The sequence below is a fragment of the Chelatococcus sp. KU-N122 genome, from assembly GCF_055391085.1.
In genome coordinates, this window is sequence record NZ_AP043981.1 from 7,410,206 (window position 1) to 7,423,681 (window position 13,476).

Annotated in this window: 10 protein-coding genes; 4 read left to right on the forward strand and 6 right to left on the reverse strand. The window is 70.2% G+C overall.

Annotation, left to right across the window (positions count from 1 at the left end):
* Positions 1-7: 7 nt before the first annotated feature.
* The 6 genes from ACZ5PO_RS33475 to ACZ5PO_RS33500 form a co-directional block, all read right to left on the reverse strand.
* Positions 8-982: an HlyD family secretion protein gene (locus tag ACZ5PO_RS33475; protein ID WP_464187011.1), complete on the reverse strand. Its 975-nt coding sequence runs from the start codon at positions 980-982 to the stop codon at positions 8-10.
* Positions 975-3,314 carry an ABC transporter permease gene (locus ACZ5PO_RS33480; RefSeq protein ID WP_464187012.1) on the reverse strand — a complete coding sequence of 780 codons (2,340 nt, stop codon included), beginning with the start codon at positions 3,312-3,314 and terminating at the stop codon, positions 975-977. The genes ACZ5PO_RS33475 and ACZ5PO_RS33480 overlap by 8 nt, the downstream gene beginning before the upstream one ends.
* A complete protein-coding gene (locus ACZ5PO_RS33485; RefSeq protein WP_464187013.1) occupies positions 3,311-4,423 on the reverse strand; it encodes an HlyD family secretion protein in 1,113 nt (370 codons plus the stop codon). The genes ACZ5PO_RS33480 and ACZ5PO_RS33485 overlap by 4 nt, the downstream gene beginning before the upstream one ends.
* Before the next feature lie 344 nt (positions 4,424-4,767).
* Positions 4,768-6,552, reverse strand: a complete 1,785-nt coding sequence (locus ACZ5PO_RS33490) for a TPR end-of-group domain-containing protein (protein ID WP_464187014.1) — start codon at positions 6,550-6,552, stop codon at positions 4,768-4,770.
* A 95-nt stretch (positions 6,553-6,647) separates the two neighbouring features.
* Entirely contained in the window at positions 6,648-7,151 is a 504-nt protein-coding gene (locus ACZ5PO_RS33495) for a DUF1993 domain-containing protein (protein ID WP_464187015.1), read from the reverse strand.
* An 89-nt stretch (positions 7,152-7,240) separates the two neighbouring features.
* Positions 7,241-7,741: a winged helix-turn-helix transcriptional regulator gene (locus ACZ5PO_RS33500; RefSeq protein WP_464187016.1), complete on the reverse strand. Its 501-nt coding sequence runs from the start codon at positions 7,739-7,741 to the stop codon at positions 7,241-7,243.
* A gap of 225 nt (positions 7,742-7,966) precedes the next feature.
* On the opposite strand from ACZ5PO_RS33500, the gene ACZ5PO_RS33505 reads away from it, so the two are divergent.
* The 4 genes from ACZ5PO_RS33505 to ACZ5PO_RS33520 all read left to right on the forward strand — a co-directional run bounded on the left by ACZ5PO_RS33505 (position 7,967) and on the right by ACZ5PO_RS33520 (position 13,422).
* The gene (locus tag ACZ5PO_RS33505) at positions 7,967-8,464 is read left to right on the forward strand and encodes a (2Fe-2S)-binding protein (protein ID WP_464187017.1); all 498 of its coding nucleotides are present in this window, start codon (positions 7,967-7,969) and stop codon (positions 8,462-8,464) included.
* Positions 8,457-10,829: a xanthine dehydrogenase family protein molybdopterin-binding subunit gene (locus ACZ5PO_RS33510; RefSeq protein ID WP_464187018.1), complete on the forward strand. Its 2,373-nt coding sequence runs from the start codon at positions 8,457-8,459 to the stop codon at positions 10,827-10,829. The genes ACZ5PO_RS33505 and ACZ5PO_RS33510 overlap by 8 nt, the downstream gene beginning before the upstream one ends.
* The gene (locus tag ACZ5PO_RS33515; RefSeq protein WP_464187019.1) at positions 10,826-11,683 is read left to right on the forward strand and encodes an FAD binding domain-containing protein; all 858 of its coding nucleotides are present in this window, start codon (positions 10,826-10,828) and stop codon (positions 11,681-11,683) included. Before ACZ5PO_RS33510 ends, ACZ5PO_RS33515 begins: the two co-directional genes overlap by 4 nt.
* A 392-nt stretch (positions 11,684-12,075) precedes the next feature.
* Entirely contained in the window at positions 12,076-13,422 is a 1,347-nt protein-coding gene (locus ACZ5PO_RS33520; protein ID WP_464187020.1) for a hemolysin family protein, read from the forward strand.
* Positions 13,423-13,476 lie beyond the last annotated feature (54 nt).

Genomic DNA, 13,476 nt, shown 5'->3' on the forward strand with positions numbered 1-13,476 from the left:
AGCCCGGTCAGCGCGGCGGCGGCAGCCAGACGGTCATGCCCGGCTCCAGCCCCGCGACCGGGGCGATCGGGTCGAAGCGCAGCCGGAAGCTGTTGAGGTCGTGGTCGCCGACGGCGCGGGCCGCGCGCCAGGTCGCGAACTCGCCGAGCGGCCGCAGCTCCGTGAGCACGGTCTCGACGCGGCGGTCGCCGTCGCCGACCAACGTCACCTTGGCGCCGACGGCCAGGCCGCGCAGCTCGTCCTCGCGAATGGTGAACGCGAACCAGCGGCCGGCACCGGCGTTCAGGGTCAGCACCGGCTTGCCCGGCGCCATGATCTCGCCGGGCTCGGCGACGCGGATGCCGATCGTGCCGTCGACCGGCGCCGTCAGCCGGGCCTTGGCGACCTTGGCCTCCACGTCGGCGACCGTCGCATCCGCGAGCGCGACCTTTGCGTCGGCGAGGCGGCGCTCCTCCACGACGGGCCCGGCCTTCGCGGCCTCCCATTGCGCCCGCTTCAGATCGACGTCAGCCGTCGCTTTGGCCAGGGACGCGACGCTCTCGTCGAGCGCGGCACGGCTGGCGAAGTCCCTGGTCGAGAGCGCGGCGGCGCGCTCGTACTGCTGGCGGGCCAGCACCAGGTTGGCCTCCGCGGTGCTGACCTCGCGGGCGGCGATGGCCACCTCCTCGGCGCGCACGCCCGCGTAGACGTGATCGCGCTCCGCCCGGGCACTGGCGGCGGCGGCGCGCGCCTCGCCCAGGGCCGCGGCCAGATCCGGATTGTCGACGACGGCCAGGAGGTCGCCCTTGCGCACCGACTGGCCGGGCGCGACCACAACCGACGCCAAGCGTCCGCCGATTTCCGGCGCGACGCGGATCTCGGTCTGCCGCACCATGCCCGGGCGCGCGGCGGGCGCCGGCGCCCCGTCTGCGGGCCGACCAATGGCGAAGCCGCCGACGACGGCCGCGGCGGCCGCAAGAGCGACGCGGCAGAGCTTATCCATCAGTGCCGCTCCTCCGCCATGCGAGCCTGGGCGTCAGCAGTGCCAGCGCGGCATAGACCGCGGTGAGCAGCCACAGGGACGACCAATCGTGCGCGACGTCGGCGAGCGACGCCCCGGTCTGGTTGATCCGCACCAGGCCATCGATGCCGAACGTCGACGGGATGGCGGCGCTCAAGGTGCGCAGCACGGGCGGAATCGCCTCCGGCGGCCAGGCGACGCCGACGAGAAAGAACAGCGGCAGGCCGAGCGCCATGAACAGCAGCACCGCGGTTTCACGGCGCTTGAACAGCGAGCCCGCGAACTGGCCGAGCAGGCTGACCGACAGGACGAAGGGAATGGCCAGCGCCAGGAGGTCGAGCACGCGCGCGCTGGAGGTGAAGCCGTAGATCCGCGGCAGCACGACGAGGTAGAGCATGAAGGCCGGCAGCACCAGGACGAGGTGCGCCAGCGTCTGGCCGGCCACGGCCGCCGGCGCACCGCGCCGCCGCCGGCCGGCGGCCCCGCCCTGCTCGAAGGCGACCCCGCCGAGGGTCGCCACCCCCATCAGCAGCGTCTGCTGGAGGATCAGGCATAGCGCCGCCGGCACCACGTAGCTGGCATAGCCGCCCGTGGGATTGAACAGCGGCTGGTTGAGCAGCTCGACCGGTGAGCTGCGCGCGAGCGTGGCGCGGTAGAGGCTGCCGTCGCTGCGCGCCGAGCGGGCCTGCTGGTCGACGTTGACGGCGCCCGCGGCCTCCAGGAAGCCCTGCAATGTGCGATTGTAGAGCAGGAAATAGGCCGAATCCACGAACACCGGCAGCCGCGCCGGCTGGCCCTTCAGCATATCGCGCTCGCTGCCCTGCGGAATGCTGAGGATGCCGAACACCTCGCGCCGCGCCAGGGCGGCCTGGGCGTCGGCGAGGTTGGCGGGCCTGAGCGCCACGCGCGTAGCCTCATCGGCGTCGATGGCCTGGACGATGTCGCGGCTCAGATCCGTGTTGTCGTCGTCGACGATGGCGACGGGGATGCCGCGGATAAGCTGGCCGACATAGGGCTGCGGGTAGAGCGCGGCGTAGATGAGCGGCCCCAGGACGATCAGGCCGAAGGCGCCCTTGTCGCGCAGGACGCGGCCGTATTCTGCAGCGAAGGCGCCCCCCACGCCGATGCGCCCGGCTTCGACGGACGGGACAACCGGCTCCGGCGGTGCCGGCGGGCTGCGAACGACGACGCGCAGCCGCCACCAGGCCAGGGCGAACAGCGCGAGCATCAGCCCGGACAGCCACAGGTACGGCTCGCGCGTATCCTGGACCGGCACCCCGCGGGCGGCCTGATCGAACAGGATCTGGATGTACCAGCGCAGCGGCAGCAGGGAGCCCCAGGCCTTGCCGAAGCTGCCCATCGCAAGCACGGGAAAGCCGACGCCCGCAAAGCCGAAGGCGGGCGAACAGACGATGCCGGTCAACGTCAGGCCCACGGCGAGGTTGCGGGCGAGGAGGACGAACAGGGCCCCCATCGACAGGTAGGCGACGATCAGCTGGCAGGCAGCGGCGCCGACGAGCACCGGGTCGCCACGGAACGGGACCTGATAGACGCCATGGATGATGCCGAGCCCGAGCGCCATCATCACGGCGAAGATGGCGGCGTACGGAGCAAGCTTGCCGACGAGGGCCGCCAGCGGGCTGCCGCCGGCCGTGGCCAGCCACTCGCCCACGCCGCGTGCGGCCGAGAACTCCGAGCCGACCGCAAGGGCGCCGGCGATGGCGACGACCACGTGCAGCACGGTCGGCAGGATCGCGCGCAGCAGGAACTGGGCATAGTTGAGCGCCGGATTGGTCAGCACGTATTGCTCGACCACGAGGCTGCCCGGTCTGTAGGCGGCGCTGTCGGCCGGCCGGGGCAATTCGGCGACGGCCGCGTTGATGGCCGCCTGGATGGCGCTGGAGGCGACGTTGCCCGGCGTGAAGAACTGCTTGTTGTAGAACGTGACGATCTGCGGCCGCCGGCCGGCGGCGATATCGCGCTCGAGGTCGCGCGGCAGGTAGATGGCCGCGATCGCCTCGCCCGAACGCACCGCGTGCATGGCGCCGGCCAGATCCGACGAGCGTCGGGCCACGCTGACGCCGGGCGCCGCGTGCACCGCCTGCACGAAGGTCAGCGAGGTGGGCGTGCGATCCTGGTCGACCACATCCACCCGCAGGTCGCGAATGACGGCATTGGCGAAGGTGCCCGCCAGCAGGCCGAAGGCGATGAGCGGCAGGCCGATGACGAGCAGCAAGGCGACCCGGTCACGCCGGATCCACGCCACCTCCCGGGCGGCGACCGCCGCAATCCCCGGGCGAAGCGGCCGCGTCATGGCCGCCGCCCGGCGAGCTCGGCATAGGCGCTCATGCCTGGCCGGATCGCGGGCATCGCCTCGACCGGATAGGCCCGGACCTCGAACGTCCGGAGGTCGAAATCGCCGGTGGCCCGCGTCGCCCGCCAGCCGGCGTACTCGCCGCGGGTGGCGATGGTGCGGACCTCGACGGTGATTTGGCGATCGCCGAGGCCCGGGATGCGCACCTGGAAGCGGTCGCCGACCTTCAGGCCCTTGACCAGATCCTCACGCAGATCGAAGCGGAGCCAGACGTCGCCCAAATCGACCAGCGACAGCAGCGGCACGCCCGGCGAGACGTATTCGCCGGGCTCGACCCCGACCTGGTAGACCTGGGCCGCAGCCGGGGCCTTGATGGTCAACTCCGCCACCTGCGCCTGCAGGGTGACGATGGCGGCGGAGGCCTTGGCGACGGCGGCCTTGGCCACCCCGCGCTCCTCGGCCGTGGCTCCGGCCACCGCCTCCTGCAGGGCGAGCTTGGCCTGCTCGAGGCTGCGCTGTGCGACGTCGAGGGAGGCCGTGGTCTCGTCGAGCTTCTGCACCGACGCATAACCTCGCTCGGTCAGCTGCTTGGTGCGGTCGTAGGTCTGCTGCTGGAGCTTGAGATTGGCCTCGCCCGAGGCGACCGCCGCCCGTCGTGCCCGCACCACCTCGGCGCGGGTGCCCACCTCGATACGGGCCAGGTCCGCCGCGGCGACGGCCTTGGCTGCCTCTGCTTCCTTGAGCTTGGTGAGCAGCTCCGGATTGTCGATCTCGACCAGCACCTGGCCCGTCGCGACGTCGTCGCCGCGCGCTGCCGGCCTGCGGCTCACCCGCCCGTCCACGCGCGCCGCGATATCGATGCGTGTCGCGTTCGCCTCGCCCTGCACCAGCAGCGGCTGGGGCTGCACCAGATACCAGAGCGACAGGCCGACGATGGCCGCGACAGCGACGGCGACGACCAGCGTCGCCGGCAAGGCCGCCCTCGCCGTCGGCGGCGAGGCCGGTTTGCCAAGCGTGTCTTTGCCAAGCGTGTCGCGGGGCGCCGGCGGCGGCTCCGAAGGCGCCGCCGGCGAACGGTCGTCATCCGGGTGGGGTGTCTGAGCGCTCACGATCTCGCTCCCGTGCCCCAGCGTGCCCCGGACCTCACGTCGAAGCCGGCCTGTGACTCCGGCATGCGGCGCGTATCCGACACTGCGGCCTCCGTTCATACGTCGTGCGGAGCGTCGTGGAAACCAGCCGCCGCCGCGGGATCATCATCCGCTGCGCCGAACTTGCCGAGCTTGCTTGCCGGACCGCGCCGACCCTGAGCAGGTTTCGGAAAAGTGCCCCGCGGTTTTCCGGCATAAACCTGCGCCACGCCCAAAACTTAAGCGGACGAAGCGTTGGCTTGCCGACGCAAGTCTGCTTATAGGCGAGGCGCCGATTGCGGCAGTGAGCGATGCCGGACTCACAGTTAGCCGGTCGCCGCCGGGCTCACCTGCTGGAGCAATCGCTCGAACGCAGCCGAGCCGCGCAGGCGGTCGAAACGGGCGTCCGTGCGGATCCAGAAGCGCGACAGCTCGCGGCGCTCGATCGACGCCGCCAACGCCGCCAGCGCCTTTTCGTCCTCGCCCAGCGCCGCCGCCAGCGTGGCCCTGGCGAAGTGCGAGGCGATACCGCCGGCGACACCGATGAGCTGGACGGCGCGGCCGGGCTCGCCCAGGAGCGCCTCGATCTCCGCCCGCGCGAAGACGAGATCGGGAAGCGAAGCCACGTCGTCGCCGATTTCGAAGGCGAGCGTGCGCGCCAGTTCACCGCCGCCGGCGAAGATATCGGCGAACGCTTCGTAACAGCGCGCTTCGCCGGGTGTCGTGCCGGTGCGCTCCAGGCTGGCGTGGACCGCGAGCGGGAACCGCCGCGACTGATAGTGGCTGATGGCCTCGGCGATGTCCTGCTGCGACGAGAACGGCTCGATGGCGCGGGCCGCGCGGAACAGCTTCGCCGCCTCGTCGTGGCGCTCGACGATGGTCAGGAACACGCCATAGACGCGGGCCGCCCGGGCGCTTTCGCCCAGGCTCAGGGCCGTCTCGAAGGCCGCCATGGCGGCGGCCCGGTCGACGTCCAGCCAGGCCGCCACGGTGCCCAGTGCCGCGTGGGCCTCCACCGACGACGGGTCGACATCAAGGGCCCGTTGGGCGGCGCCACGCGCCAGCGCCGACGCAGCGTCATGGGCGAGCACGCCCAGCCGGTGGAGATCACAGGCGCAGTCGGCGATGCCGACGTGACCGCGGGCGTAGTCGGGGACCGACTGAGCCACGCGCTCGAAGATCTGCATGGCCTGCCTGAGGTCGGTCGGCGTCTGCCGGTCAACGAGTTGCCGCGCCCTGATGACACGCGCCAGCGCATCGAGCGCCACCGGGCCGGGCCCGATCTCGTCGGCACGCATCTTGGAGCTGTCCAGCCGCATGCGGCTGAGCATCGTCGCGGCGATCTTCTCCTGCAGCTGCATGAGCGCATCGTCCGGCGCGTCGAAGCGGTCCGCCCAGACGACGAAGCCCCGCGGATCGGAGACTTCCACCGTCACACGCAGGAGCTTGCCGTCGCGCCGTATCGTGCCCTGCATCACCGCGTCGACGCCGAGCTCCGCCGCCAGCGCGGCGGGCGGCATCGCCTTGTCCTTGTAGGGGAAAGCGGCATTGCGCGAGGTGACGTGGAGGCCCGGCCCCTGCCCCAGCGCGAAGATCAGCTCGTCGGTCAGGCCATCGGCAAAGTCCTCGTCGAGCCGCTCGCGCGACAGCGCCCGGAACGGCAGGACCGCGAGCGCAGCACCCGCGCCCTTGCGGAACATGGGGCCAGCAGCACCCGCCGGCGGAGCGCCCGCGGCGCCGACCCAGCGGAACATGATGGCATAACCTCCGGTCGGCATGTCCGCATGCACCGGGTCGTGCCGGCCCTCGTCGGCATAATAGGCGGTCAGCTTGCGCCGCAGCCGCCGCGCTTCGACCCGCACGGTGGAATCGATGCGCGGATCGTAGGCCGGCTCGCGGCCGTAGACGGCGTTGCCGATGACGGCTTCCTTCAAGGCCGCGGCGCGGCCCGCCAGGGTCTCCTCGACGATGAAGCGCAGCAGCTCGAGGAGACGGTCCGACCCGGCGAAGGTGCGGCTGCGCGCCAGCCGCTCGAGCTGGCCGCGGATCGCCGCCGCCGGCGGGATCTCGAGGCCGGCTTCGTCAGGCGGGTCCTGCGGCGCAAACGTCATCTCGTCCTCGGCTCACCCGCCCTGTCCGACACCATTATCGGGACAGCGGCGGCCGGCGTCCAACTTCCGACGCGCTGCGGCGAGTCGACCTGTTCTTAGAACCCGCCCAGATAATCCGTCTTGCCGATGTCGAGGCCGCGCTGGCGCAGGATGCCGTGCGCCGTCGCCACGTGGAAGAAGAAGTTGGGCAGCATGAACTGGGTGAGATAGGCGCGCCCCGGCATGGCGGCGCTGACATTGCGGAACGGCAGCGCGATGCTCCTCTCGTCGGCGCCGCTGAACTGCTCCGGCGTCAACGTCTCAAGATAGGCGATGGTCTTGCCGAGCCGGGCCTTCAGTTCGGCGAGCGTCGTCTCGGTGTCCGGAAAGCTCGGCGCCTCGGTGCCGGTCAGGCGCGCCACGCCGTTCTTGGCGGTATCGCTGGCGCGCTGAATCTGCCCGGACAGCGGCAGCATGTCCGTCGCCAGACGTGCATCGACCAGCTCCGCCGGGTCGATGCCGCGCGCCTCGGCGAAGGCGACGGCCCGGTCCATATAGCGGGACAGGACGGCAAGCCCCCGGATCAGCACGGGAACGGACAGTTCGTACATGGTCGACATCTGCTGGTCTCCCCGAATCCGGACTGCGCCCGGCGCAGATGGGGCGCAGGTGCCGCCGGATCAAGCGTCGACGCGCGCGGCCGCGACGGTCACGGCTCGTGCGGCGGCAGGTGCCTCAGGCGCCAACGAATGAGGTCATCGGCACCAGGACCCTCCTGCGGCCGCACGTCCCGGGCGCTGACGCGCTCGCCCGTCTCCGCATCGACCAGGGCGAGCTTCACCGTCCGCCCGTTGCGCCGATCCACGAAGCGCAGCGGCGGTCCGGCGGCGCCGGTCACCGCCCATTTGTCGCCGATCTGCGCCAGCGCCTGCGTCAGCAGGACGGTGTCCCAGCCGCTCCGGGTCAGCAGGTACTCATGGCGCTCCGGATTGGCCTGGTAGCGCCGCCGCTCGATCAGCCCGCTGCTCTCCAGGTGCTTCAGGCGATCGGACAGCGTCGCATGGGTCACGCCTGTCGACCGGCGCAGGTCCTCGTAGCGGGCAAGTCCGAGCGACAGATCCCTCAAGATCAGCACCGCCCACCGGTCGCCGATCGCCGCCAGGGCGCCGGCGATCGAGCACGCCATTCCGTCGAAGCCTTTCGATCGCATAAAACGCTTGCCTCCTAGTTACTCTTATAATTAGAGTGACTGACGATCGAGCGCAATCCGTCGCCACGCTGCGCCTCGTCGCCCGCGTCATGGCCGGGCTCGGACGCGGGCCTCGATCGGAGACGACGTCAGCCCGGCACGGCCGGCGGGACGCGATGTTCGCCAGCGGACGGATGGGTCCAAACCGGGCCATGACGCGGCGCGCGAGCCGAGCGGAGGAAACGAATGATCGCCACCGACAACCGCCGCCATCTGGTGACGATGGAGGTCAACGGCACGCGGCAGACCGTTGCCGTCGAGCCGCGGACGCTCCTCGTGCACCTGTTGCGCGACGACCTCGGCCTCACCGGGACGCATATCGGCTGCGACACCTCTCAATGCGGCGCCTGCACCGTCGAGATCGACGGACAAGCCGTCAAATCCTGCACCGTCCTCGCGGTGATGGCGGACGGCTCGTCGATCACCACGATCGAGGGCCTGGCCCCCGGTCGCGGCGAGCTTCATCCCATCCAAGCGGCGTTCCACGAGCATCACGCCCTGCAATGCGGCTTCTGCACGCCGGGCATGATCATGAGCGTGCGCCAGCTGCTGCGGCAGCATCCGAGCCCGACGGAAGGCGAGATCCGCCGCAACCTCGGCGGCAACATCTGTCGCTGCACCGGCTACCACAACATCGTGCGCGCCGTTCAGTCCCTCGCGGAGGAGACCCGCGGCCATGAGTGAGGCGCCAACCGTCAGGTACGTCGGCCAGCCGCTGCGGCGGCGGGAGGACATCAAGTTCATCACCGGCCGTGGCCGCTACGTCGACGACATCAGGCTGCCGGGGATGCTGCACATGGCGGTGCAGCGATCGCCCCACGCTCATGCCCTCGTCCACGGCGTCGACCTCACGGCGGCCCGGGCGGCTCCCGGCGTACGCCTGGTGCTCGCTGGCGCCGACCTTGTCGGGCGGATCGGCTCGATCGTGCCGAACTGGATCATTCCCGGAACCAAGGTGCCCGACCGCCCCGTCGTCGCCGTCGACCGAGCCCGCTTCGTCGGCGAGTGCGTCGCGCTGGTGGTGGCTGAGACCCAGGCCCTGGCTCAGGACGCCGTCGGGCTGATCGAGACCGAGTACGAGCCTCTGCCGGCGGTGGTCGACGAGGACGCCGCGATCCGTGATGGCGCGCCGCAACTGCACGACAACGTGCCGAACAACGTCACCACGCTCTACAAGGTCAAAGGCGGCGACTACGCCCAGGCGGCGCGCGACGCCGATCAGGTCATCCGCCTGCGCATCGTCAACAACCGGCTCATCCCGACCTGCATGGAGACGCGGGCGATCGTCGCCGATCCCGACGCCGACGGCGCCATGACCGTCTACCTGCCGAGCCAGGTGCCGCACATGCACCGGCGCTGGATCGCCGAGACGGTCGGCATTCCCGAGCACCAGCTGAGAATCGTCGCGCCGGACATCGGCGGCGGCTTCGGCGCCAAGATGCACCTCTATCCGGAAGAGCTGCTGTGCGCCTATCTGGCCCGCGAGCTCGGCGCGCCGGTCAAGTGGTGGGAATCGCGGTCCGAGAGCCACCAGTCCACGAGCCACGGCCGCGCCCACACCGAGGTGATCGAGGCGGCCATCCGCAACGACGGCACCATCCTGGGCATGAAGGTCGAGACCCTAGGCAACGTCGGCGCCTACCTGTCCAACATGGCGAGCGGCGGCCCGACCGTGAATACTGTGAATTACGGCACAGGCACCTACAAGATCGATCACTACGAAGCGATTTCCAAGGTCGTCGTCACCAACACCGTGCCGGTCGACGCCTACCGCGGCTACGGGCGGCCGGAAGGCGCCTATATCGCCGAGCGCACCATCGACGCCGTGGCGCGCCACCTCGGCCTCGACCAGGTCGAGGTGCGCCGCAGGAACTTCATTCAACCGGCGGATTTCCCCTACCGGCCCTACGGCAGCATGGGCGTGATGTTCGACAGCGGCAATTACCAGGGCTTGATGGACAAGGCGCTCACGGCCTTCGACTATGCCGGCCGTTGCGGCGAGCGCGATGCGCTGCGGCGGGAGAGCCGCTACCGCGGCGTCGGCGTTGCCGCCTATACGCACATGTGCGGCATGGCGCCGTCGCGTCGCCTCTCGTCGAGCGGTTTCGACCGCGGCGGCTGGGAAAGTGCGCGGGTGAGCGTCGATTCGAGCGGGCGCGTCACGCTCTACTCCGGCTCCATGAGCCAGGGCCATGGGCACGCCACGTCGCTCGCCCAGGTCGCCGCCGACGTGCTCCAGATCCCCATCGAGAACATCGACGTGGTGCAGGGCGATACGCGCCAGGTCCAGGCCGGGCACGGCACCTTCAATTCGCGGTCGATGGCGGTCGGCGGCTCGAGCGTCCACGTCTCGGCCGAGCGCATCGTGGCCAAGGCCAGGAGAATCGCCGCGGGCCTGCTCGAGGTCGACGACAAGGATGTTTCCTACCGCGCGGGCCGGTTCGGCGTCGTCGGCACCGACATCGCGCCCGTCAGTTTCGCCACCGTGGCGCGCATGGCCTATGTCGGGCACAGGCTGCCGCCGGGCCTCGAGCCCGGCCTCGACGAGACGGTGTTCTACGACCCGACCGGAATGGGCGCGCCGTCGGGGGTCCACATGGCCTATGTCGACGTCGATATCGAGACGGGAATCGTCGCCATCCTCGACTACGTCGCCGTCGACGACGTCGGCACGCTGATCAACCCGCTCCTGGCCGCGGGCCAGATTCACGGCGGTGTCGTGCAGGGCATAGCCCAGGCTCTCTACGAGGAGGTCAGCTACGATTCCGACAGCGGACAGATGATGACCGGGTCGCTGCTCGACTATGCCGTGCCGCGCGCCGAGCACGTGCCCAACATCCGGTCATCGTTTCAGGAGACGCCCTCCCCGACCAATCCGATCGGCGTCAAGGGCATCGGCGAGAGCGGCTCGATCGCGGCGCCCCCCTGCATGGTGCACGCCGTGCTCGATGCCTTGTCGCCGTTCGGCATATCGCATCTCGACATGCCCATGACGCCGCCGCGCATCTGGGCCGCGGTGCAGCAGGCCCGCGCCGGAGCAAGCCGATGATCCCGGCCTCGTTCGACTATGTCCGCGCCCATTCGCTCGAGCAGGCCATCGGCCTCATCGCGCACGATCCAGACGGCAGCAAGCTTGTCGCCGGCGGCCATACGCTGATCCCGACGTTGAAGCTGCGGCTGGCCTCGCCCGCCCTGCTGGTCGATATCGGGCGTATCGACGAGCTGAAGGGGATTGCGTTCGGCGACGGCATCAGGATCGGCGCGATGACGACCCATGCCGAGCTTCTCGCCTCCGAGCCCCTGCACGAGATACTGCCGATCTTTCGCCAGGCTGCGGAGCAGATCGCCGATCCGCAGGTGCGCAATCGCGGCACCATCGGCGGCTCGCTGGCCAATGCCGACCCGGCCGCGGACTGGCCGGCCGTCGTCGTCGCGCTGAAGGCGGAGCTGGAGCTGGCAGGCCCGAGAGGCCGTCGGCGCGTCGCCGCCGCGGACTTCTTCATCGACATCATGACCACCGCGCTCGCCGTCGATGAGGTGCTGGTGGCGATCCATGTGCCGCATCCGGCATCCGGAACGCAGTTCAGGTATCGCAAGATCCGCCACCCGGCGAGCGGCTACGCCGTGGTCGGCGTCGCCGTCGCGGTGCGGATGACCGACGGCGTGGTATCGAGCGCCGCCATCGCCGTCACCGGCGCCGCGAGCCGGGCGTTCGCGGCCGACGCAGCCACCGACTGGCTCACAGGCAAGCCGCTCTCGGCGGACATCATCGACCAGGCGTCGGCCCTCGTCGCTGCCGCGGCCGAATGCCTGGCGGATCACTACGCCTCTGCCGGCTACCGGCAGCATCTCGTCCGCACCGAGACGGCGCGAGCCTTGGCATCATTGCGCGACACGGCCTGAGCCGAGCGCAGAGCCTCGCAACCGGCCGCGGTCGCCGTCGGCGACGAGATCGATACCCGGCCGACCGCTATCGTCGGCGACCAGGACCGGGTAGCCGACGCCATCCGAGGGAAGCGGCCGCTACGCCCGAGCCCCGCAATGCCCGCGCGCCCGCCGGGTGCGGCCCGTCCCGGTCGCGAGCCCGCCGCCGCCGGTGCGGCCGGACGGGATCGCCGAAGGCGTTCCGCGCAGCGCAGCCGCCTGGACGAGTCTCCTCGGCAATCTCATGTCATCGGGCAAATCGTTCACGGCCTGTTTCTCGCGCCGACGCCCTGCCCTGTCGTCACGCGGCAATGGTAGAAGGGTATCGCCGATCAACAGCCGCGGCGACAGGAGTCGCCCGAGAGGAGACCATGCCTAGTACCGATGGCAGTAGTATCGCCGATCTGATCGGGATACTCGCCGTTCTAGTTCTCGTTGCCGCAAACGGCTTTTTCGTTGCGGCTGAGTTTTCCCTCGTGGCCGTCCGCCGCAGCCGTGTCACGGAGCTCGTCGCAGCAGGCCGGATGAACGCCTCCGTGCTCAAGCGCGCCGTCGATAATCTCGACGCCAACCTCGCGGCGACGCAGCTCGGCATCACCATCTCGTCCCTTGCACTCGGCTGGATCGGCGAACCGGCGCTGGCGCACCTGGTCGAGCCTCTGTTGAGCGGCTTGCCGGGATCGCTCGCGACCGCCGGCTCGCACACGATCGCCGTCGTGATCTCCTTCGTCATCATCACCGCGTTGCACATCGTGCTCGGCGAACTGGCGCCGAAGAGCCTGGCCTTGCAGCGCAGCGAAGGGACGGCGCTCTGGGTCGTGCGGCCACTCGGGATTTTCCTGTTTCTGCTGCGACCGGCGATCTTCGCGCTCAACGGTCTCGGCAACCTCGTGCTGCGGCTGTGCGGGCTGCGGCCGGGCGCCGGCGAGGAATCGTTGCACTCGCCCGAGGAGCTGAAGCTGCTCGTTGCGGCGAGCCAGGAGGCGGGCCTCCTGCATCAGGCCCAGCAGGAGGTGGTGGAGCGCGTGTTCAACATCGGCGACCGGCGTATCGCCGACATCATGACGCCGCGACGCGATATCGACTGGATCGACGCCGACGACAGCCCGGAAGAGATCCTGCGCACCGTGCGCGACTGCCGCCACGAACAGCTTCTCGTCGGTCGCGGCGGCATCGACGAGCCGCTCGGCATGATCCTGAAGAAGGACCTCCTCGACCAGGTTCTCGACGGGAAGCCCCTCGACCCGATGGCCGCCATCCGCGACCCGCTGATCGTTCACGAGGCGACCCCGATCTTCCGGGTGCTCGATCACTTCAAGAAGGCGCCGGTGCGTCTGGCGATCGTCATCGACGAATACGGCAGCCTGGACGGCATCGTCACCCAGACCGACCTGCTCGAAGCCATAGCCGGCGATCTGACGGACGCGGAGGGCGAAGATCCCGACATCGTCGAGCGCGAGGACGGCTCGTTGCTGATCGACGGCTTGATGCCGGCGCACGACGCCTTCTCGCGGCTGGGCTTCCGGCTACGGTCGGCAGACGGCGATTTCCACACCATCGCCGGGTTCGCCTTGGCGCAACTCGGGTACCTTCCCGAGGTCGGCGAGCATTTCAGCTACGAGGGGTGGCGGTTCGAGATCGTCGACATGGACGGCCGGCGGATCGACAAGCTGCTTGCCTACCGAGAGCCCGCCGCCGGAGCGCCGGGCACGCCATAGGCATGCGAAGAGGACTTTGCGGGCGGGGCGGGCCTCTCGAGACCGGGGAAGCCG